This is a genomic window from Hymenobacter psychrotolerans DSM 18569, assembly GCF_900142395.1.
Lineage (GTDB): Bacteria > Bacteroidota > Bacteroidia > Cytophagales > Hymenobacteraceae > Hymenobacter > Hymenobacter psychrotolerans.
Window position 1 is genome coordinate 11,473 of sequence record NZ_FRAS01000025.1, and the last position, 21,932, is coordinate 33,404.

Genomic DNA, 21,932 nt, shown 5'->3' on the forward strand with positions numbered 1-21,932 from the left:
AAAGCTGACTAAGCTTGTGGGAATGGTTTTTATGACATACTACGAGTGGAATAATTTGATAGGTGATCTGCTTTTCAAGACAAGTAGAGTAAATCAGGAGGTTTTTTTGTTTTTGTCGAGAGAACAGATTGTGGAGGCTGCTTGGCCGAAGGCTGCTGCTACGCCTGACGAATTCAATGTCGAGGAAGGAGAGTCACTTACTGGAGAACATATTTGGCGCACCTTTCTCGCGTGTGTCCGCAGTGGCCCGGTAGGGGTTGGCGGTCAGAAAGCAGGAATTGTGCAGCGCGCTTATAACTGCTATAAGCAGTGGGAGATGCTGCGTGAGAAAGGAGACACGGCAGGATCACGCCTGCTCCGGCAGAATGGAAGTATTCAGCAAGTGCGCTACCCAGCACACCTGACTTACCTAATTCTACTTACCATGCCTTTGGGCGGTGATACTGAATTGAGGGATACGCGGGGTTATTATAAAATATTAGATAAATGGTTGCGTAGCAATGCCTTGTTGTCGGGGCAGGGTGAGGATGAGCGTAAGCTTCAGCAAGATATTTACAGCTTGGATGACAGAAAAGGCTGGCAAGCAATGTGGCAGGTGTTGGAAACTTGGTCGTTGGGAGAATGCGGTGGGCAACAAGGAATAGTGCGTAGCCGGGCTAGTAATTGGCTTGCTTGGCCCTACGTGAGTTGGCCTTTAGCCCAGTGCCTGTTGTCGCCACGGGTGCTTCAGCAATTGCGGCAATTTTTCGTGAATAGTAATCTGGCACCGAACATGGTATTGTCAGGGCAGCGGATGCGTGAGCTATTGCTGCGTAGTAAGCCCGGTATACTTGACCTGCCTAAGCTAACTAGAGAGAGCTTATCAAGGCCCGATAATGAACTTGGAAAAAGCGTTGTAGAGATGGTGCTAGGGTTGTTCCGGGCGTGGGATGGCAGTTCCAACTTTACCAAGTATAGAACCGAAAGCAGTAGTGGCAGACCGGAGCGCATTGTCGAGCGTGGGGATGCAGCGGCAGAATTATTGCCTTTTCTACAGCTTGACCGAGCTTCCAAGCGCGTGTCGTGGCAGCATCGAGTCCGTATTCGTGTAGCAGTACCACTACCAGACGATTTGCAGCTTGTCGGCGAGAACTACTCAATGGCAGAATGCCACACCGCCACGCCTGGCTGGTCAACCCCATTACCTGGATTGAGTCTTCATAAAACACATCGACTGGAAGATAACCGCAACCGATGGCATTGTGTGTACCAGCCAGCAGATATACAACTTTTCGTGCTGGCTAGTAGGTACCACCTGCCATACTGGGCACCTGTTAGTGTGCTGGAACAGGGAACGGAGATGCTGCTACTATGCCGTGATATCCGCCAAGCTTATGGTATCAGGAAATGGGGTGAGTCGTTTCAAACTACTGGAGTATTTCAAGAACTAGTTGGTTATAGTGGGCTGCCTGATGGTTACAGTTTATTTAAACTTAAAAATCCGGTGGGAATTTGCCCCGAACTCAATAATATACCAGCTGCCGAAAACGAGGGCCGCATAGTGGCTGAAGGTGGGTTGGCATGGGAGTACCGCCGCTATCTAGCTGACCTTCCGCCAGCCTTCCGACTATTTAATACTGAATCCAAACAGCCGCTATTTATACGCTACGATTCGGATGGTGACACAGCGTCGCTCCTGCAAGATGCCGAAGACGGGGCGCGGTGGCTACTTCCAGTCAGTACCCGGTGTAATGATACCTTCGTCGTAGTAGCGCCGGGGCGTAACCTGAGCTCTGATGGGCTGCGTTATACTCTTACGCAGGCGGTAGCGAAGGTAGAGAGTCGGACAATCAGGCGAGGACCGTATAATGACGACCTGCGCCTGCTACCGGGTGAGCAGGCAGTAGCCGAAGGTGACGTGGTATATTACGACGGTCATCGCTTATCCTTATCCAGAATGCCCGTCAAAGACCCTGCTCACCTATGGGCACTTCCTCCAGATTGGGGTGCTAATCCGGCTACCACGCTACTAGAAAAAATTAAGCTCCAAACTATTCCCTATGACGCTATTTTTACACCAGTAGCTGGTACTGAGTCTCACACATGCCAAGTGGCAAGCAGAGGCAGGGATGGGCTGCTACACTTGTTGACAACCAAGGGCAGATTGACCCTGGAAGAGTTCTCGCGGGCATATGACGCCGTGTGGCTAGACCAACATCCAGAGGGTCGGCAGCAATTGCCTACCGTACGGCAGAAGCGTAGTGTGATGCGGCTGTATGCCCAGATGGGCTTCGGCGACTATGGTTACCGACGTAATGGCGAACAAATAACTTCCCTACCGCCTTATCTGCTGCCACTCCCCACTAAAGAAGCGGCGACTTGGCGGATGCTTTTGACTGGAGGCCGTACACCGGCACTGCTGGCGGGCATACGTGCTTGCATCTCAGAGCAAACGCCAGAAGTAAACATCCAGATAATTGGTCCAGAAGTAGGCAACGACCACCTCCTACTGCCTGATTCAGTGATACTAACTGCCCCAGCTCACAGCGCAGAGGAGACACTAGAAACGCTGGCTCAGAAATGCGGTATTCAGTATGCTGGGTTCGGAGCTAAAGTACCTGCTGAGTTGGTGCTATTTGCTGGAAGCCTAACCCAATATCGGCGAACGTTGGTACCTTCCGAGTCCTATGTGCGCGATGGCTGGCGCAAGCTCATTTTCAACCCTGCTACCTTGGAATGGGACGACGTGGAAGTATCTGATATTGCCTACAAGCAGCAAGCTTGCCTTGTAGAATACCAGCTAAGTGACTTTGAGCGCCGATACGCGTGGTGGTACGGCGGTCAACCGCATCGAGTGGATAAAAACTGGGGACGCTATCTAGCTCTACAAGCAGCGGGCAAGCGTGTCATTCGTCATGGCAATGGAGAAGTGTTAGTACCTGTGCTAGCTCCGCTGCCCGACCTATTGGCAAAGGCACTGGTGTTGCTGAGTGGTCAGGCCCCAGCCGCTAGCTGGCGTGATGTAGGCGGCGTATCGCGCAAATGCGATGTGTACCGCCAGCCGGGAGCAGGACTGCTCATCCACCGCATTATTAAACACCTGAATCAAGATTGACCTTTCCCCTCCCATGCAAGACCCTATCGGCGCATTCGATACCATCCGGGATAATTTCATCCGGTATGTAGAAACAGCTTTCCGCACCAAGTTTGACGATATTGAAAATCGACGGCACAAGCTGCTGCACCAAGACAGAGTCCTTTATCGGCAGCCTTGGGCTGAGCCACTGCCTGAGTATCAGGGTAGCGGTAGCCAAATAAAACGAGAGGCTGATAATGAGTTGCCGGAAGTGGAATTGGCCGATGTGCTGACTGACCACGAGCAAGAGCTGTTTCGAGGACTGGTGAAAGCTGGTCTACTCGATGCGTCTAACCGGGAGCTATACGAGCATCAGGTTTCGATGCTACGTACCGCTTTGCAGGGAAAGCATTGTGTTATCACGTCCGGTACGGGGTCGGGAAAGACGGAATCATTCCTGTTACCACTGTTCGCACAGCTGGTGAAAGAGGCGGCAAGTTGGCCTGAACCTGGACTCGTACCACCTTCGGCGCAAGCATGGTGGCAAAAGGGGGCTGTTGGTCGGCTTACAGATGCCAACGTAGTAGACAAGAACACGCCGCGAGGTCATGGAACTGGTCTTCGCCGCCCAGCGCAGCAACGGGGGCACGAGTACGTAACACGTGAGGGAAAAGAGCGTCAAACCCGACCAGCGGCGGTTCGGGCTTTGATTTTGTACCCAATGAACGCCCTAGTGGAAGACCAGATGACCCGCTTGCGTCGAGCACTCGACTCCGACGAAGCCCGCACTTGGTTTGACCAAAACGTTCTGCGTAACCGGATTTATTTTGGCCGCTACACTGGTGCTAGCCCAGTATCGGGTGAACTGTTGTGCGAGGATTTGGAAACGGGGCAACCCGCTATAAATAAGTGGAAGCTCGACGAGTTGAGGAAAGAGCTGCGGGCCATAAGCGGTAACGCCAGCCGGATTCAGCAATACATCCAGGAGCAGGGGCTCGATGTGGCAGGCGATGCCAAAAAGCGAGCCCGGGCCAAGGAACTGACAGCGTACTTCCCACGGGCTGACGAGGCCGAAATGCGTTCACGCTTTGATATGCAGGAGTCACCACCTGACATCCTCATTACGAACTATTCTATGCTCAGCATTATGCTGATGCGAGAGCTGGATGCACCGATTTTTACAAAAACCAGAGATTGGTTGGCTGGGCTGGATTTGCCTCTAAATGAGCGGGCAGCCGCGAAAAAAATCAGGGTATTTCACCTGATAGTAGATGAACTGCACCTGTACAGAGGTACGTCTGGTACAGAAGTGTCCTACTTGCTGCGCATGGTACTCGACCGTCTGGGTCTGGACCCGCATCATCAGCAGTTACGCATTCTAGCCAGCAGCGCCTCGCTGGAAACTGGAGGCGAAAAGGAGCTAGAGAGCCGCCGCTTTCTGCATGATTTCTTTGGTTTTCCAGCCGATGATGAGGACAAAGAAACCTTTACGATCATTGAGGGGCAGCAGGTAAAAGTTGATTCAGTAGATGGAAACGCAGTGCTACCCGTCTCAGCGTTTGTAGGCTTGGCCGCCGCTTTTGAGCAGGATAAGGGGATTCCTGATGCGGCATTAGTAGCTGCTGCCCAAGCACTCAATGCGTATAGCGGAAATCCTCCTGCTGGCGGTAGCGGGCTGCATCAGTTTGGCCATGCGCTGCTGGGTGAGAAACTACAGATGCGTCGTCGCCTGTATGCAGCCTGTACAGTGTTGGAGAGCACTGCGCAGGGAAAAGGTAAGCCTAAAGAAAAGGTGCGGGCGGTGCCCGTGATACCTGCAATACCCATTGGCGACGTTTTGCCGGAGGGATTCCAGCACTTAGCTATTTCACTATTTGGCAGCGGTCACGATCCGGTCATGTTGCGGCAGGCCGTGCGGGGACTGTTCATTGGCCGGGGGCTGCTTGACCAAGCAGAGTGTGAGCTGTTGGAGCGGGAGGCACGGAACGCGGGGCGAGCACTGCCGCGCTTTCGGTTTCACTTCTTTTTTCGCAACATAGAAGGGCTGTGGGCGGCCCTACCGGCCGCCAGCGAATTGGAAAACGACCTAGATAGGCCGAGGGCTGTCTGGCGTAAGGCATTCGGCAAGCTGTACCCGCAGCCCGACTTACGGGCCAAGTCGGGTCAGCACATCGTGGAGTCGCTGTATTGCGACAATTGCGGCAGCGTGTTCTACGGAGGTAGTCGCCTCAGCCTGCGCGAGGCTACGGATGGGCAGTTTGACTTTCAGATGCTAACAGTTAGTCCGGAAATAGAGGGTATACCAGAAAAGACGGCAGAAGTGTTGGTAGAGCGGCGTAGCTACCGCGACTATGCGGTATTCTGGCCGGAAGCCGGGCAACAATATACCCGGCACGAGCGGGCCAGCGGGGTAGCTTGGGGAGGCGGGCGTACCGAGTTTCCTTGGAAACAGCCTGGTATCGGAGAGCAGCGGCCTGAGAACGAAGCATTGTGGGTGGAAGCGACAATAGATAGTCGGTCAGGTAACGTACGGCTTGGACGGGTGGAGGAATCCATAGGGGACGATGGCCCCGACTGGATAGCTGGTCGGATCTTTTCTGTTACACCTACAGGGGGAGATGAGATACTGAATACAGTTCAAGCCATGCCGGCGGTGTGCCCGGCTTGTGGTATTAGCCACGAGGTGACGGGGCCACCCGACCGGCCCGTAGGCCGACGCAAAACGAGTTCAGTGCGTGGGTTCCGCACGGGTTTTGCGCAAACCAGCCAGACCTTCGCTAAGGAACTGATGATGCAACTGCCTCGCGACGTGGAGGGCGCACGGAAGCTGGTGCTGTTTTCTGATAGCCGTGAGGATGCAGCCCAAGCCGCCAATAATATTGAGCGTACCCATTATAAATTTCTGCTACGAGAACTGGTGGCTGACTACCTACTTCATCAAGTAGCCACTGGAAAAAGATTAATAGCCGCTTTTGAGATGAATCCGCCTCTGCCGGAAGTGGAAAGACAGCGGCTAGAGGCACTAGACCCTGCACTGTATGATAAAATTGACCTTTGGCTAAGCGATGCCGGATACTCTGGTACCGGCCCGGAGCGCGTAAAGCGGGCAGAGGAGGCAAAAACAAATTTGGCTAGTATCAGGCGTGCCATTATTTCGGTGCGTGACCTAACCGATGACTTGAACTCAGGTAAGGGTGAGCTAGTGCGTCGTTTCTTGAAGCTCGGTATCAATCCAGGTGGTAATGCACGGCAGATGCAAGAAATGCCGATTGGGGAAGGTAAAGGGCCATGGTATGATGGCGTGGAGTTTGATGGGCCGTCGGCTCCTAAGTGGCATGGCGATGCACCCATTTTGCAAACACGCATTCGGCAAGAGTTGGCCGGTAATCTAGGCGACCTGCTGTTCCGACGGCTGTTTTACTCGCTGGAGGCTTCAGGCCTGGGCATCGTCCGGGTGCTGGCTGGCGGCGACGCTGCTACTCGGCAGCTTGAACGCCTGCGCGGGCAACTACCGGCGGCCTTGCGCGAACATACTAGCGATATTTTGAGCAGCGTCATCCGCATCTTGGGAGATAAATACCGCTATGAGCCGGGCGGTTTCCCAAGAGAAAAGGCATTTGGGAGCGGCACCGATTTTGCCCGTCCTGTGCGTGATTACATAGAAGCGGTACTCAACCTTCACGCGCCCGGTTCCAGCCGCGACCAAGTGCTGGAAGACATAAGGGAATGCCTGCTGGGTACAGCTAGTCCAGTGCTGGACGACGCGGGTAACGCACAGGTAGGAGAGTTGTGGCTGGAAGCCGTAACAGAACATAGCCCTGCCTGGATATGCTCCAATTGTAAGCGTCCACATTTGCATCCAGCAGCCGGGGTTTGCACTGCCTGCCGTACACACTTAAGCCCTGCTACCCGTCCGGATACAACCTGCCGCTCCTTGTGGAGCCGTAATTACTTGGCCTATCACGCCGCGCTTCAGCCCCGTGAAGCCATACGTTTACACTGTGAGGAACTGACCGGTCAGACCGATGACCAGTTTGAACGTCAGCGCCACTTTCGCGATGTGGTTTTGCAAGACGAGGGTCCGGCTAACGTCCGTACCATCGACCTATTGAGCGTAACGACTACTTTAGAAGTCGGGGTAGATATCGGGGCGCTACAAGCAGTAATGCTGGCCAATATGCCGCCCCAGCGCTTCAATTATCAGCAGCGAGTGGGGCGGGCGGGTCGCCGGGGACAAGCTTACTCAGTAGCCTTCACATTTTGCCGGGGCCGTAGCCACGATGAGTTCTATTTTGCAAACCCTCACAAAATAACCGGCGATGATGCACCGGTGCCTTTCTTAGCTACTGACCAGCCTAGAATACTGCGGCGGGTGTTGGCCAAAGCCGTGCTACGCGATGTATTCCAGGCAGCCGATGTGGTCGGAGGTGGTATCCACGGCGAGTTTGGCAGCTTTATCGATTGGACAGCGCGGGCGGCCGAATTAAAAGTGCGGCTGGCAAACAGCCAGGCACGAATAGAGCACCTACTTGATTTGTTCATGCCTAACCCGGATGCTGACCTGCGCGCCAGTCTGTTGACATGGGCGCTGAGCCAAGGTATGGACGGGCTGTTGCAACAGGCGCAAGCAGTGTTGGCCAACAGGTCGCTACCTGGTGATACACCATCAGAAAAATTGGCCCAGGGCGGTATTTTACCTATGTTCGGGATGCCCACTACCGTGCGCGACCTGCTGCTAGGCTTCCGCAAAACAGGTCGCGACAAGTGGCTGCCCACTAAGATTGACCGAGCGCTGGATTTAGCTATCTATGAGTTTGCGCCGGGTGCTCAGAAAATGAAAGACAAAGTAGTACACCAGGCTATCGGCTTTACATCGGAAGTAAGGGAGCATGTGGAAGACGGCTGGCGTACTATGACAAATAAGACCGGCCAGGACGTGAGCGCATTCACCACCCGCAAGTGGATGTTGCAATGCCCAGAATGCTTTTTTTGCAAAACGTATGAACTGGACGAGAAGCCCGATGCAGTGTGTCCGGTCGAAACGTGCGGCTTTGACCTTACCCCAGCAGACCTAGAAAACGGACCTTTTTACGTTTTTCAGATAGCTTCACCACGGGCGTTCCGCACAGCATACACGGGAGGGCGCGACGAGCGAGAAATGAGCGACTCGCTGGGGCAACGCCCACCTCTGGTGGCTGAGCAAGATTCCAAGCAGGTCACGAAGCCACGTAATAATGCCCTGTTCTGTCTAGCAGATGCTGACACGGCTTGGCGACTCAACAAAGGTCCACGCGAGGCATTGTTTCGCGGGCGATCATACGCCAATGGCTCTAATACTTGGGAACGACCTCGAAAGCACACGTTCCGGTTCAAAGAGCAATGGCTCATGAATCCGACCAGCGTGTGGAACTCTCCCCCGACCGAGGAATACGCGCTATACTACGGTGCTCCTGGCCCAGAGGAAATGCTAGCACTAGCTGCTAATAAGAAAACTGAAATCCTACGAATACAGCCTCGCCAAGTTCCGCAGGCACTCAATCTTGCCCTCGACCATCGGGTCAGGGGCCGGCAGGCACACGGTCTGAAAGCTGCCTATTACTCAGCTGCATTTCTGCTCCAGCGAGCGATGGCTGACCGGCTAGACGTAGAGCCGGCAGAGATAGAAATCGCTGGCATCACGCAAATACAGTTGACCGATAAAGAAAGTATCCGCTATGCCGGGCAAATTGTGCTGTGCGACGCCCTGCCCAACGGCTCGGGCTTTGTGCGGCAAATGCACGAGCAGTTGAGCTTAGGTGAAGAACAGCACAGCCTATTAGATGAGGTGCTTACACCAACCGAAGTAGGTAGCTACCTGGGCAAAATTCAAGAAGTAAAACATATCAAAGGGGATGCAGACGGTGTAAACGAGGGTTGTGGTAGTGCCTGCTATGATTGTCTAAAAGGCTATAGAAACATGAACTACCATGCGCTGCTAGACTGGCGGCTAGCGCTAGCGCTGCTGCGGATTATGAACAAAGAGGGTTATCAGGCAGGGGCAGACGGCGATTTTAGCCAACTCGAACTGAATGATTGGTCTGCGTACGCATGGGACTGGTTAGAGACATTTAATAACAGCCTCGGAGCTGATGGGCAGCCGTTGGGCAACGTCCAGTTCGTAGGCGAAGGTGAGCAACTACCTGTGCTGGTGTGGGGGCCGGACACCGACCACCGGGTGGCTGTAGTCGTGCATCCGTTCTGGGACTTGCAGCGGCAGCCAGCCGGTAACTGGCTGAGCGAGGCACTAGGGGAGGTTTATGGGTTGGCCGGGCCAAGTGGACAGGTTCAATTTCTCGACAGCTTCAATTTGTCACGGCGTCCTGGTAAATGCTACGAGTGGCTAATAAACGGTGAAAACCTTATCTAAATGGCAATTGTAGAAAAACAATGGCGACTATCGCCCAGCCAATTTGGGCAGGTGCAGCAATGTGGCTACCGACATTTGTTGAAGCTAGCTGATGCACTACCACTGCCTACCAGCGGGGCAGCCGTCCTAGGTGTAGTCATGCACGGAATGTTGGGAACTCACGCCAGCCACCCCTTTAGCAGCACTGCCGGATTTGATGCGGAATGGCAGCGTCAAGTTGACCAACAGGAAACCCAACTGCTGGCTGACCCGGTAACTGCTGGGTTGGTGCCATTAGCGCAAACAGTCCGTAAGTATGCCATAAAAAAAGCTACGCTTCGTCGCTCCCTAGTTGGTACTATGTCGCTTTCAACTCCTTCCCGTATAGCTAGTAGTGTGGGCGCGGCCAGCTCATCCGGCGCAAAGCTAGGAGCAGAAGTATGGCTAGCTGCCGGCCGTATAGCCGGCCGGGCCGACCTTATCCGGCAGGGTGTCAGCGGAGTAGAAATAGTGGATTACAAAACCGGCTACTATGCGGCAACTGAGTCCTCTGGTCTTCCTATTGCCAAGCCTGAGTATGCTCAGCAACTTCAGCTTTATGCGGCGCTATATCATGCCGAAACAACAATATGGCCAACTCGTGGCTTGTTGATAGGGTTGGCGGGGGGCGAAGTGGCTGTGCCTTTCACACCTGCCGATTGCCTTAGCGTGTTGGCTGGAGCCAACCAAATGCTTGATAGTCTAGAACAAGCGGCCCGGCTAGGTACTGGCTTGGAGTTGGCCCGGCCTGCTCCTGAAACGTGCCGATTCTGCTCATATCGACTTAACTGTCATCCCTACTTGTTGTTGCTCCATGCCGCCGGAGGAGCCATTGGTGCTGATGTGCTAGGTGCATTGGGCAGGACTACCGCCACAGAAAACAGGTTGAACCTGACAATAGTTACATCCACTGGGCCAATAGTCATTCAGGCGGCAGGTAGGGTGGCAAATCGACTTAATGGGGAGGCTATTGCTGGTAGCGGACAGTGGGCGGTAGTATCTGGGGTTAGGCAGACACCGGGTAGTCGTACCTTTACCGCAGAACCAACAGCAGTAATTCGCATAGTTGAAGAATTTGATAACACATCAAGTACAAGCTGTTTTGCCTGAATTTAAAGCTGCCGACCTAGCGGAACATTCCGTTATAGTTATGCCTATACTGTCTTTCTTTACAGGTGGTGGGCTGATGGATATGGGGTTCGAAAATGCAGGTTTTCCTGCTGTCTGGACCAACGAAATGGACCCGATTTTTGCTCAGCTCTACGCAGCTGGCATGACTTCGTGGCGTAAGAAAAAAAAAGGAATTGATAAGCCCGCTCAAATATCAGCCGTTGGAAAACTATTGGATTTGGGTGGAGAGGAGGTCATATTACATAAGGCCTTTCCGAAGGGCCGACCTGCATTGTTTGGTTTGATAGGCGGGCCGCCATGCCAGGATTTTAGCAGTGCCGGCTTACGGGCCGGATTTGATGGCTGGCGGGGTGATGTTACGCATCAATACTGTTTGCATATCAGCTACATGCAGCCAGCCTTTTTCATAATGGAGAACGTGACTGGTCTACTTGAAAAAAAGCATCGAACGGAGTTTACAGAACTGTGCCGATTCTTGAGCAAAGACTATTTAGTGGATTATGCAAAATTAAATGCATTAGACTATGGCGTTCCGCAGAGTAGGGAGCGACTCTTTATAATTGGCCTGCGCCGTAACCTATTAATTCCGGCAAGGGCCGCTGAAGCTGCCCAATACCTGCCTGGTAGTGGCTGGGTAGATTGGAATCAAGAAAAAGCGTGCATCAAGGCCCAGCGAAAATATAAGTGGCCTAAAACGGAAAAGCTAGGAGCAAAGCCTAAGCAACCAACTGATAAAAGTCAGTACGCGCTGTGCCTAGACAAATGCTTGGTTTCTGCTGCTGAGGAAAAGACGCTGGCTAATGCTTCTGAGCGATTTAACCTACTTTCAGAAAAGCATCTTACGATAGCTGAAGGCGATGTCTCGCGCCGCTCGTTTAAGAAGCTGCACCGTTATCGCTTCAGCCCGACCGCTTGTTATGGCAATAATGAAGTCCATCTGCATCCATATAACGGTAAGCGATTGTCAGTCAGAGAAGTACTTCGAATACAGGGGGTGGATGATGAATATGAATTGCCGGCGACGAATGGGTTTCTAACCAAGAAATTTAAAATGATTGGTAATGGCGTGCCAGTACCACTAGCGGAAGGAGTAGCCCGCACGGTAGCTCGTCTGTTGGAAACCTATTGTGGCATCAAGACTTCTAAAATGTGTTATGATCACTCCAGCGAATAGAGATGATTTTGCTATTCAATGCGCGGATTTTACAATGGGTCAAAGGTTGAGTGGTGTTAGGCAAATAGTGCAAAACCTTCTATTCGGGTACATAGTGTATTGATTTAAGGTTGTAAAATGTTGACAGACAGGTATTTGTTTGCTTGCTTAGAGGGCCTGCTGACGGTGCAGTAAGCACCAGTTTACTGCTAACTGAGGTTCCTGTTGCAACGGGGCGGATTTACACGATAAGCCCGATTATTGAAAAGGGTAGTACAAGAACAGGCCAGAAATGCCCAATTCCAAGGCGTGCAGTGGGGGTGAGTAACCTATCGGAAAGGGACTATTACCTGATAGCTGCTTTGTATAATCCCCGCTGATACAGTAGGAATGAGGATTTCGAGCCTTAGCGTGTAAATCCGCCCCGTCGCAACATGAACCCCCATGGTGCAGGTCGGCTTGACCGAATATTTAGTTGAAATCTAGATAGGCATCCAAATTTTCTAATTACATAGTGATGTCAGAGTTATTTGGATAATAGAACTTCTCCTCCTCAAGAATGCTTCCGTTCTCGCAGATAGTGAGAAGTAAGAATGGTCCTTCTCCCATGCCCGTGTCACGTACTTCCTCTTTGTAAAACTCTGCATTAGGATAGAGTGCAGCTATTTTTTTGCGTATTCTGCCAAGCTAGAGTTGACCAAGGGAGGGAGTAGGGGACTATTCTGCTGCATGATTTCTGGATTATAGTCCCAAGGCCTGGGCTGCATTGTAAGATACCACGTTGTTTAGCTGGGTGTAGCGCTCAATCATGGCGTCCGTTTTCTGCTTAGTCTGGTTCTTAATTGCCTTATGGGACTGCCCATTAAGCACGGCCACCGTTACAAAAGACACGCGCAACGAGTGCGCTGAGTAATCGGGGCCGAGGCGCTTTTGCACCAGCTTGTTGATGGAGATGTCCGAAAGCCGCTTGTCCGAGGGAGCGGCCATTTGTCCAGGAGACGCCCGGGGAATCTTTACAAACAGCGGCCCCGTAGTGCGGCCCAGCAGACCGAGCCAGGCGCGCAGGCAGCGCACGGGACAGTAATCCGCGTTGGGGGCGTAGAAAATGGCTTTATCCTCGACCGCCCTGTACTGATTGGTCTTGCTTTTGGCCAGGTGCACCAGCAGGGCCCGCTCCGTAAACTCCAGCTGCTCGATGTTCAGGTCCACCAGCTCCGAGCGGCGGAAGGCCCCGGCGAAGCCCAGCAGCAGAAGGGCCCGGTCACGCAAGCCGGCTGACGTTTCTAAGTCGATGCGGCGGATGGCTTGCTTCAGCTCCTCGACGGTGAAGGCCTGCGCCTGCTCCTGACGCTTGCCCAGGGTGCGGGCAATACCTTCCATCACGATGTTGAGCGCATCCAAGGTGGCCGGCAGCCGATGCCCCGCGAGCTGATGGGCTTTGCGGATGGCGGCCAGGTGGCGCTTGATGGTCGCCAGCGCGTGGGGCCCGGTGAGCGGCTGCTGGCCCTTCTTTTTTCCCCGACTGCCCCCAGGTGCTGGTTCGACTTTTTCGGAGGCCAGGTAGGCGACGTACTCCGTGATGGTTTCCACCTCGGCGGGCACGGCCACGAAGCCGTGCTGCTCGCAGAAGGTCACGTAGCTTTTCAGGTCCGAGGTATAGGCCCGCTCCGTGTTAGCCGCGCCCTGCAGGCCGGCTTCCAGAAAGCCCGCGACTTTAGCGGAGGCCCGGCCTAAGTGGTGGCTGAGCGAGTGGGAAGCGTCGGATGCTGGGAGAAGGGACAGGTCTTCGCTCATGGGATGGTTCGGCGGTGCCAACGCCGGGGCTGTCGCACACCTTATATAATAGGTGTCAGAACGGGCTAGAATGCTCCGATTTTTACGGGCAAATATAAGTTATGATAAGTAAAGCTTATCATAACTTAAAATAAAGTCTTTCTTTAGCGTGCTTCGCTCGATACTTTCGGTGGAGTTTGCCGGATGAACTTGAGTGGTGGGAACGATGTCATCTTTGACACTCCCTCAGCCATCAGCACGCAGCACTTTCCGTTCTCTGAGAAAGGGACCTTTCAGCCACGAGTGTAATCACGGTTGCAGCTCGCCATCATTTCACGAAACTCGTCCTCACTAAACTCTTCGTGGAAGCCATCATCGGTGCCACTCGCCTGAGCATAATTGCCCATCTTCTGGACCAGCACCATACTGCCGCCTAGTATGCGAACGATGTGCCGGGCTGCATGTGGCAATGGGGCATCATCGTTGTCAAGCCGGTTATCCCAGATGCTTCGGGAGGCGTATTCGCCGGGGCCTAGCTCGGTAACTTCCTCTTGCATGTTGCCCGGCATCATGTACTCGTTGTGCAGAATCGCGAGCGGGGCCGTTTGAATGCGGAAATAGCTGAATTGATAGTCGTCAGGATTGTCGAAGCTTTCAAAAGTCAGTTTCGCAACTCGGCAGACGCGGCGTTGGCTATGATGCGGGTCCGCATTGGTTTCCAACTCAATTTGCCCCGATTCCTTCCCGGGGAAAGCGCCATATATTTCGAGCCAGCCACTATGAGGCAGGAACAGTGCGTTAATACTTGGAATGGCGCACATATGATTCAGCACCCGGACAACTTCGGGAATATCAGTCCATTCAGCGTGCGCAGGCACTCCTGCCGGAAAGAGCTGGTCGATAAGCTGCTTCCAGCTCACAGCACAGTGCTGCTTAAATTCTTCACTGCTGAGGATAGTCATGTCGGAAAAACGGTGTGTGGGTGAGTTGTTACTTTTGGCGTAGTGCCGGAGAGTGAAGTTTTACCGTTGTTTTTTCGGTATCACGAGTTGAATGTCAGCAGCAGGGTCCAGTAAGTTGTATTCCTCTTCGGTCAGTTCTTTGACGGAGTCGACTCGCAGCTTCCATCCGCTCCCTCTCAAATTGCGGCCAAACATCATAGTCGCTCCGTCTAATTCGCTGGCTACGGTATGCACGGTGAGCGTATCGGCCGCACTTTTGCGGCTTTCCAATACGCCGCAGTAATAGGCAATTCGGGACTTTGCCTCGCACAGCTCTGCGTAGCGGGTAGTATCCCAAATAGCTGCGGAATCGTCTATGCTGTCGTAGAAAGCCTTGGCTTTGTCGTATTCGTTGAACACCTTGCGCCGCTCTCGTCGGCCCCAGCGTGTGGTGTTCAACGAATAATCAACGGTAAATTCTCCCTTATTATGGGATGGAGCCCCCTGGCCCCCGTAATCACTAGTTGGCATACGGTCAGAAAATAGCAACGCTTTGGTGAATCGGTTGTTTGTTGAGCTGTTCCATCGCTTCCCGAACGGTTGTGGCCTGCGTAGCCACTGGCACAACAGCGAAAGCAGGGGTGGCCCCTGGCTGGGCAATTAGCTGCATAATCCTGATGTTCAACGGCGGTTCTGCCGCTGTTAGAATCACGTAGTGAAGCACGTCATCAACACCATGGAGCGTGAAAAAGCGCCGCTGAACATCTGCGGATGCTGGGTTAAGGCGCATCCACTGGTAATGAACCCACTGACCGGCGGCCCATACGCTAGGCTCGTCCTTGCCGTCCACCAGGGAAAACGCCGTATCGAGGACCCCTTGCTCAATCAGCTCTTCTGCCATATCCTGCTGTCGGGGAGTTAAGTGCTTCCACAAGACAGGGTCTTGGTCAATGGAATGGTTGTCCTCCATCCAGCGAATGAAGGACAGCTGCTCGGATGCAAACATGATAGGTCTATTAGTGAATACTGGCCGGGTAAACTAAAAGGAATTCCAGTCGCTCAGGATGGAATATTCCTGGCAATTCGCACAATAGGCAATTTGGCCCACTGCCAATCCCTGGGCGTCGAGGCTGGCTCGCATGGGAGCCATGTTTTCCCAGGTTTCGGCGGGGACCTGTGCTTGGGTTACTTCGCGCCGTTCGCCGCCACAGGTCGTGCAGGTGGGCACTCCGTCGAGCAGGGCTCCTAAACTTTGTTTGAAGGCTGCGTGCCGATGCTGTTGTTCGCGCTGCCGGTTTGCGCTGGCTTTCTTCTGGGAGGCTTTTTTGCGGGTGCGACTGGCTGGCATAATAAGGCTGGGTAGCAAATGAACTTTCAAGCAAGTTAACAAGCTACTTATTTGCTAATTTCTGATTGGCAAAACGTCTAAAGTTGAGGTGTGTACCTGAATAGGATGGTCATCTGCGACGCTTAAACGGTAGTGTGGGAGGTGTATAGGCTGGGGCTGTAGCCGGACGGGGGGATTCGTATAGCTTGCGCAGATAATCCTGCGTGCGATATTCCCCCATTTCATCTTCCAACTCATAAGGGAGCTTGCCTTCGAATTTGGCGCGGGCCCGCAGCTGCCAGAAGTAGGCATCGAAATAGCCTGGTCGCACGCTGACAATGACCAGCATCTTGTCATCGCTCAACTCGTAGCGAACATCCTCGACGTAATAGGCACCCTCTCCGGTTTCGCCCATCAGGAACCAAAGCTCAAGCCCTTCACCTACCCGGGGTATTATTGGCAGCCGGCACAGAAAGCTCACCCCGTCTCGCTTCCCGCGCACGTGCACGATGTGCTCCACATTTGTGTACTGGAGCACGTCGGCGTCGGCGGAAATTGCCGCAATAAAGTCCTCGTGCAGCGTATCCAGCCACTTTCGAAACCTGCTTGCGGTGATGCCAAACTGCTCCTGCAGCGTTTTGCTAGCGGGCGACTTATCATCCGGGCCAATGGCCATGATTGCCTCAATAAGCGGGTCGTAGGGCTTGCCCTTGCCCTGCAGCTTTGCTAAGGCCGGGCGGGCCAGCGAGAGACAATAGATGATTTTGCTGGCCTTAATAGGTGGCTTTGGGCGCTCCTGATATCGGTGTCTCATGGTTAGCTAATCAAAGGGGTACGGTAAGCTTACTGCCCCAATTTAATGCAAGCTACACCGTTGATTATAAGCTTAGTGGCACCTATGTGCAGGGCGAGCATGTGCCGAATGGCGGCTCGCAAAGGCCCCGGCGTTTTTATACGCAACGAGAACGACATGTTTTGTCGCTGTAGACTTACACCTTCGTGACCAGTCAGCCTGACTTACTAATTACTGCCCATGCTCCGCGCCATTCGAATCACAAAGCCTAGTACCGAGGCGCACAAGCTGCCTGCAGCCATCCATGCCATTCCCGCTGCGGTAGCGCTCTACGTGGCTTCTGTGGCCAGTCGATATCAGAATCAAGGGCTCAGCCAGGCTGAGTTGGTAGCGGCCGGTGAAGAAGGATGGCAGCAGGCACAGCAGCATTACGGGGCTGCCTCTGAGCAGCTGGACCGGTGGGGTGCCTGGTGGGTGAAAGAAAGGATTCTACAAGTGCTGGAAACTATGCTGCCCAATGAGGAAGGCACTGCATAAATGCCTGTTTGCCCTTCATTGCCAATCCTTATCTTGCACCCTGCCTTGTGCGGATTTATGGCTTTCTGATAACGCTATGCTATTCTTTAATCTGTCGACTACGCCAAACGAATAGCCTGCTTACTTCATCTATCGTACGGTAGCTCCTATCCTTTTCGTGACCACCCACGCCCACTTTCTTCGCCAGCTACTGCTGGTTCTGCGCCTGCAGAGCCTCCGGCGCGCTATCCCCTTCGAAGAGTTACGCGACTACCTGCTAGAGCAGACTTCGCTGCGGGACTTGGCTGCTAACTATTCGCAGCGCACCTTCCAGCGGGATTTACCCAAAATCGCGGAGCGCTTCGGCGTTACGATTGCGCATGACCGGCGAGCAGGCGGCTACGTGGTTACCTCGACGGACCCGCTGCCGGAAGGCTACCAGCGGCTGCTCGATGCTTTTGAACTACAGGAATTTCTGCGGCTGCCAACTGCACTGAGCCCGTTTGTGCAATGGGAATCCCGGCGGCCCCTGGGTACGGAATGGCTGCAGCCGCTGCTGCGCGCCGTGCAGCAGCGGCGTCAGGTAGCCTTTCAATACCGCAAGTTCTGGGACGATGAGCCCTCAGCCCGCACCGTCTCCCCGCTGTTGCTCAAAGAATTTAAGGGCCGCTGGTACCTGCTGGCGCACGACCCGGCCCGCCAAGGGCTGCGGTGCTTTGGGCTGGATCGCATCCAGGCGCTGAAGCCCACTACTCACGCCTTTGAGCCACCAGCGGGCTTTGAGCCTGAGGCATACTACGCTCACAGCTTCGGCATCATTCGCCCGGACCATGAGCCACCGGCGAAAATTGTTCTGGCACTGAAACCAACGCAGGGCCAATACCTTAAGTCGTTTCCACTCCATTCCTCGCAGCACGTGCTGGTGGATACGGACGAGGAACTGCGGATTCAGTTGACCGTCTACAACACGCACGACCTGCTGATGGAATTACTTTCCCTCGGCGACCAGGTGCAGGTGCTGGCACCAACGTCATTACGCAAGCAGATAACGCAGATTCACGCGGCTGCTATGAAGGCCAGCCCCGCGTAGCGGGGAGCTAAGCGCTGGATTCTAACCTAACCCACTCGTTAAACACCGCACAATACCCACTGCATGGAAGCCTCAAGTACCATCAAGAAAATGCTGGCTGGCAACAAGATTGTCGTGCCCTCTTACCAACGCGCCTACTCGTGGGAAACCGAGGCGAAAAAGGAGAATTCAACGAGGCAGGTCAATGTGTTTTTGCGCGACTTAGAGCAATACAATACCAGCTTGGCCAAGACCCCGTACTACTTCGGCCACTTCCTGTTTGAAGAGAAAACCAAGGAGGACTTCGCCGTAATTGACGGGCAGCAGCGGCTGACCACCCTCGTTATCTTCCTTTCCGCCCTCTTTACCCGCCTGCAAGCCGTTCGGCCATTAACCGATTCCGAGGCGGAGGCCAAAGAGGACATGATAAAGCGCAACTCGACCTACCGCTTTGAAACCGTCGATTACGACCGGCAGCTTTTCAAAGACTACGTTATCAACCAGGAGCAAGCGGACAATAGTGGGCTGAATACCACTTCCGCCAAACGTATCGTCGCCGCATTCGACTTCTTTACCGCTGTCCTGGCTGAGAAGGACGAGGCCTACCTGGTGAAAATGCTGGAAACCATCAGCGCAGCTACGTGCACGACCCATCCGGTGCGGGACGAGTCGGAAGCCATCCAGATGTTCATTTTTCAGAACAACCGGGGCAAGAAGCCTTCTAACCTGGAGATTATAAAGGCGCAGTTCATGTTCGCCGTCCACCTGCAAGGAGGGGAGGCCAAGAACAGCCTTATTGAGGAGATAAAAGAACGATTTGAGAGCATTTACAAATCTATCTCCTCCATTGAGGGTACGGTGAAGGAGGATGATGTATTGGGCTATACCATTCAGGTGTACTTCAACTCGTTATCCGAGGGCAATGCACTCGAACGAATCAATAAAAAGCTGGCGGTAGCCGACCCCGTGCCGTTTGTCAAGGCCTTCACCCTCGCGTTGTACACGAGCTTCCGACACCTGACGACCTTCTTCAGAATTCATGAGCCCCAGCACCACGAGATTCATTCGCTGGTTACGCTGGGGGGCTTTAGCCTGGCCATTCCGTTTATCATCAAAGCCTATTCGTTCGGCTTGCCGGTGCAGGACATCTGCCAGTTGTGTGCCTCCCTGGAATCCGTGGTATTGCGGAGCCGGGTAATTGGGACGCGGGCTGATTTGACTTCCCGTCTGAATGACGTGTACTCGGCTTTCACGAAGGAGAATGCCAGCATTGCGCCAATTGTCAACCGGGTCAATTACCTGAAAACGACGACGGATTGGTGGTACGCCTACTGGAATAAAAACGAGCTGGAAAAGGCGTTGCAAGGCTGGCTGCACCCCGCCACGGCCCGGTTTCTGTTGTGGAAATACGAAAATCATTTGCAGGGCAAAGGCAAAAACGGATACGCCCTCTCGCGCTTCGATGCCGTCACCCGGCCGGAGCTAGAGCACATTGCGCCCCAGACGCCTACCAAGGGTGAGCCCGTGGCGGCCGGCTACCCGGTTTACGACGAGGAGTTCAGAAACCAGTATATCGACTGCCTGGGCAACTACCTGTTGTTGTCGAAGTCTCACAACTGCTCGGTTGGCAACAGTCCGTTTGCGGAGAAGCGGGCATCCTACACGCACACTGCTCAGCAGCGGGAGATTCAGGACTTAAGTGCGGAAACCAACACGTGGACTAGGCAGATGATTACTGACCGTAAGGCAGGTATTATTGGGTTCATCACAGAATGCCTGTAGCCTCCACCATTAGTTGATGGCTGAATGACTCGAAATGTATTAGAGTAAAGCCATGAACCCCAGTCATATAACGACTGGGGTTCATGGCTTAATATGACTTGCAAGCTAATTGCACTGGAAAGTACATGGCCCACTTTTCCTCTTAAAGCTCTCATGTTATTACCCGCTTTGATGTACAGACTTCCCAGTGGCGGCATTTAAGCTGCTATCCTGCCCGGTATTGGTCGCTTGGACTGAGTTGGCCCCATGTGATATGTTCAAGATGCCCCCTTCTCCAACCTGAATAGAATGCAGCACCTTTGAAACCGTTTCTTGTACTTTGACCTGAAAGGAACGCAGGGTGATATCGTTACCTAAATCCTGCAGTTCAAATAACAAGTCAACGACCTTGGAGCGGATACTGGTTACAACACCGACTAATTGATTTGTTGGTATGACCTGCCAACTTCGGTGAATATGCCAGTCCTCGTGATAAGCTTTTTGGGCCACGACGGCATTGATAGGGTGTGGTAAGTCAATGGTGCCGTCAGTAGTTTGAGTAGCCATATGCTCAATCTCAGCTACGCCATTTCCAACGTACTTGCTGACCAGAGCAGATTTCAAGTCTTCTTCCAGATACTCTACCGCCATTGATTGGTTGGGAAGTTGCTGCCCGGTGAACTTATGAATCAGATGGACTTTCGGCACCACGCCTACTTTTCTGTACGCGGGTACCTTCTGGCCGCTTCCCTGGTAACCTCCAATCTCTAAGTTAGCCCACTCTTTTAGTCGTTCATCTTTAAGTAAATAGGCTAGTGCCTTAACTTTTAGAAGTACATCTGTTAGCCTAGTTGCTGGTTGAAGTGCGTCATCAATTGCCGCGCTTATTAATTCGGGAGCGGTCATCATTGGTTGCTAGAAAGCGGCACCTAGAAGGTGAGGCACTTGTTGCAGCAGTTCGAATACTACGTGCCCTGTTGCACTTCCCAAGCCGTCTTTTGCCAAGTCATGCAATGTCTCGAAGGAGCGGGCGAGTATACTTTTCTTCGGTTCGGGCTTTTGCAGTTGTACATCAATCCGGCGTAACTCCTCAGCAATATCTTCTTTGTGAGATTCGAGCTTGGGCTCCCCATCCAGTGCTTGCTTAAGTTGTTCCACCAAGTCTGCCAGCGAGGTTGCCTGTGCTCCATTAATAGCCTGAGTTACCTGGCCACCGCTTGCTACGTTGAGCATTGCGCCTTGGCCGGTGTTCGTGACCTGCACAGAGTTTGAGCCGGTCGCGACAGTGCTCGTACTGCCTTGGGCAAAGTGAAAGTTTTGCTGCACAGCGCTTTTAGGTTCTGTTCCTCCTTCAAGTTCCCGGGTTCCTTCCCGGGTAACAAACATGGCCTTCATTCCTAGCGTCGAGGTAACGTGGCCATCCTGGACCAGTTCATTGACAATGCGGGAGACGGTTGAGCGGTCCATGTCCAATTCCTTGCCCAACTCCACGGGGTTGATGCTGACAGATAAAGGCTGGGCGGGGGAATACTCACAGGCTGCTTTGTAGGCGGCCTCCAAAAATTTGATTCTCTGTTGTTTGTGCTGACTGAACATAAGTTGCTTTTGGATTCCAAGCCATTCAACTACTAAGGAGTAAGGAGCAGTGTTGTGGGTGGTATTGAGCCTCGGGAGTATCACGTACTCAATATGATGCAGAAATTCTCCTCCCTCGTCACTCTCACTGAGAAAGTAGTCGAAGTGATAACTCAGGAAGTCTGGTAATTGATAAATGGGATTCAGTTCCAGCAGCTTCTTTGTGAAAGCTTCGTCGTAGTCGGCAGGTCTCACTGGTACTTCAAAAGTATCAAATCCTCTGAGCCTGCCATCGGCTCCTAAGAAGCCATAGGGAGTCATACGAGATATTTTGGACCCTAAATCAGCCAAATCAAAAGTCGTTTTGGCTTTACTAGCTTCCGCCAAAGAATAGAATCTACTTACCATAAAGGA

The 21,932-nt window shown here is 53.2% G+C and carries 15 protein-coding genes; 7 read left to right on the forward strand and 8 right to left on the reverse strand.

Annotation, left to right across the window (positions count from 1 at the left end; genetic code table 11):
• Window positions 1-31: 31 nt before the first annotated feature.
• From BUE15_RS21755 to BUE15_RS17815, 4 genes are read left to right on the forward strand one after another with little or no spacing between them, the layout of a single operon-like run.
• Window positions 32-3,094 carry a hypothetical protein gene (locus BUE15_RS21755; protein ID WP_139252401.1) on the forward strand — a complete coding sequence of 1,021 codons (3,063 nt, stop codon included), beginning with the start codon at window positions 32-34 and terminating at the stop codon, window positions 3,092-3,094.
• Between the two features lie 13 nt (window positions 3,095-3,107).
• Window positions 3,108-9,461, forward strand: coding sequence for a DEAD/DEAH box helicase (locus BUE15_RS17805; protein ID WP_073288100.1), 6,354 nt, complete (start codon window positions 3,108-3,110; stop codon window positions 9,459-9,461).
• On the forward strand, window positions 9,462-10,589 hold the full coding sequence (locus BUE15_RS17810) for a RecB family exonuclease (protein ID WP_073288103.1): 1,128 nt from the start codon (window positions 9,462-9,464) through the stop codon (window positions 10,587-10,589).
• A complete protein-coding gene (locus BUE15_RS17815; RefSeq protein WP_170865307.1) occupies window positions 10,546-11,784 on the forward strand; it encodes a DNA cytosine methyltransferase in 1,239 nt (412 codons plus the stop codon). Before BUE15_RS17810 ends, BUE15_RS17815 begins: the two co-directional genes overlap by 44 nt.
• A gap of 720 nt (window positions 11,785-12,504) precedes the next feature.
• Here the strand turns inward: BUE15_RS17815 and BUE15_RS17820 are convergent.
• The 6 genes from BUE15_RS17820 to BUE15_RS17845 all read right to left on the reverse strand — a co-directional run bounded on the left by BUE15_RS17820 (window position 12,505) and on the right by BUE15_RS17845 (window position 16,618).
• Window positions 12,505-13,557 (reverse strand): tyrosine-type recombinase/integrase, encoded by a 1,053-nt coding sequence (locus BUE15_RS17820; RefSeq protein WP_073288106.1) that lies wholly within the window; start codon window positions 13,555-13,557, stop codon window positions 12,505-12,507.
• Between the two features lie 272 nt (window positions 13,558-13,829).
• Window positions 13,830-14,498: a hypothetical protein gene (locus tag BUE15_RS17825; protein ID WP_073288108.1), complete on the reverse strand. Its 669-nt coding sequence runs from the start codon at window positions 14,496-14,498 to the stop codon at window positions 13,830-13,832.
• A gap of 60 nt (window positions 14,499-14,558) precedes the next feature.
• Window positions 14,559-15,008, reverse strand: a complete 450-nt coding sequence (locus BUE15_RS17830) for a hypothetical protein (RefSeq protein WP_073288110.1) — start codon at window positions 15,006-15,008, stop codon at window positions 14,559-14,561.
• A 4-nt stretch (window positions 15,009-15,012) separates the two neighbouring features.
• Entirely contained in the window at window positions 15,013-15,483 is a 471-nt protein-coding gene (locus BUE15_RS17835) for a hypothetical protein (protein ID WP_073288112.1), read from the reverse strand.
• Window positions 15,484-15,516: 33 nt separating this feature from the next.
• A complete protein-coding gene (locus BUE15_RS17840; RefSeq protein WP_170865308.1) occupies window positions 15,517-15,855 on the reverse strand; it encodes a hypothetical protein in 339 nt (112 codons plus the stop codon).
• Window positions 15,856-15,934: 79 nt separating this feature from the next.
• On the reverse strand, window positions 15,935-16,618 hold the full coding sequence (locus BUE15_RS17845; RefSeq protein ID WP_073288116.1) for a hypothetical protein: 684 nt from the start codon (window positions 16,616-16,618) through the stop codon (window positions 15,935-15,937).
• 219 nt (window positions 16,619-16,837) lie between these two features.
• On the opposite strand from BUE15_RS17845, the gene BUE15_RS17850 reads away from it, so the two are divergent.
• The 3 genes from BUE15_RS17850 (at window position 16,838) to BUE15_RS17860 (ending at window position 19,964) form a co-directional block, all read left to right on the forward strand.
• The gene (locus BUE15_RS17850; RefSeq protein ID WP_073288118.1) at window positions 16,838-17,134 is read left to right on the forward strand and encodes a hypothetical protein; all 297 of its coding nucleotides are present in this window, start codon (window positions 16,838-16,840) and stop codon (window positions 17,132-17,134) included.
• 157 nt (window positions 17,135-17,291) lie between these two features.
• Window positions 17,292-18,203 (forward strand): helix-turn-helix transcriptional regulator, encoded by a 912-nt coding sequence (locus BUE15_RS17855; protein ID WP_073288120.1) that lies wholly within the window; start codon window positions 17,292-17,294, stop codon window positions 18,201-18,203.
• Window positions 18,204-18,266: 63 nt separating this feature from the next.
• Complete coding sequence (locus tag BUE15_RS17860) at window positions 18,267-19,964, forward strand: DUF262 domain-containing protein (RefSeq protein ID WP_073288122.1); 1,698 nt, start codon at window positions 18,267-18,269, stop codon at window positions 19,962-19,964.
• Window positions 19,965-20,123: 159 nt separating this feature from the next.
• Here BUE15_RS17860 and BUE15_RS17865 read toward each other — a convergent pair whose 3' ends face one another.
• Window positions 20,124-20,852 (reverse strand): AbiTii domain-containing protein, encoded by a 729-nt coding sequence (locus tag BUE15_RS17865; RefSeq protein ID WP_073288124.1) that lies wholly within the window; start codon window positions 20,850-20,852, stop codon window positions 20,124-20,126.
• A gap of 6 nt (window positions 20,853-20,858) precedes the next feature.
• Complete coding sequence (locus BUE15_RS17870) at window positions 20,859-21,905, reverse strand: MarR family transcriptional regulator (RefSeq protein WP_170865309.1); 1,047 nt, start codon at window positions 21,903-21,905, stop codon at window positions 20,859-20,861.
• Window positions 21,906-21,932 lie beyond the last annotated feature (27 nt).

What these genes read in the sequence shown, in the direction of transcription:
- BUE15_RS21755 (WP_139252401.1), top strand. Translation starts at nt 32, where the DNA reads ATGACATACTACGAGTGGAATAATTTGATAGGTGATCTGCTTTTCAAG.
- BUE15_RS17805 (WP_073288100.1), top strand. Translation starts at nt 3,108, where the DNA reads ATGCAAGACCCTATCGGCGCATTCGATACCATCCGGGATAATTTCATC.
- BUE15_RS17810 (WP_073288103.1), top strand. Translation starts at nt 9,462, where the DNA reads ATGGCAATTGTAGAAAAACAATGGCGACTATCGCCCAGCCAATTTGGG.
- BUE15_RS17820 (WP_073288106.1), bottom strand. Translation starts at nt 13,557, where the DNA reads ATGAGCGAAGACCTGTCCCTTCTCCCAGCATCCGACGCTTCCCACTCG.
- BUE15_RS17825 (WP_073288108.1), bottom strand. Translation starts at nt 14,498, where the DNA reads ATGACTATCCTCAGCAGTGAAGAATTTAAGCAGCACTGTGCTGTGAGC.
- BUE15_RS17830 (WP_073288110.1), bottom strand. Translation starts at nt 15,008, where the DNA reads ATGCCAACTAGTGATTACGGGGGCCAGGGGGCTCCATCCCATAATAAG.
- BUE15_RS17835 (WP_073288112.1), bottom strand. Translation starts at nt 15,483, where the DNA reads ATGTTTGCATCCGAGCAGCTGTCCTTCATTCGCTGGATGGAGGACAAC.
- BUE15_RS17845 (WP_073288116.1), bottom strand. Translation starts at nt 16,618, where the DNA reads ATGAGACACCGATATCAGGAGCGCCCAAAGCCACCTATTAAGGCCAGC.
- BUE15_RS17850 (WP_073288118.1), top strand. Translation starts at nt 16,838, where the DNA reads ATGCTCCGCGCCATTCGAATCACAAAGCCTAGTACCGAGGCGCACAAG.
- BUE15_RS17860 (WP_073288122.1), top strand. Translation starts at nt 18,267, where the DNA reads ATGGAAGCCTCAAGTACCATCAAGAAAATGCTGGCTGGCAACAAGATT.
- BUE15_RS17865 (WP_073288124.1), bottom strand. Translation starts at nt 20,852, where the DNA reads ATGATGACCGCTCCCGAATTAATAAGCGCGGCAATTGATGACGCACTT.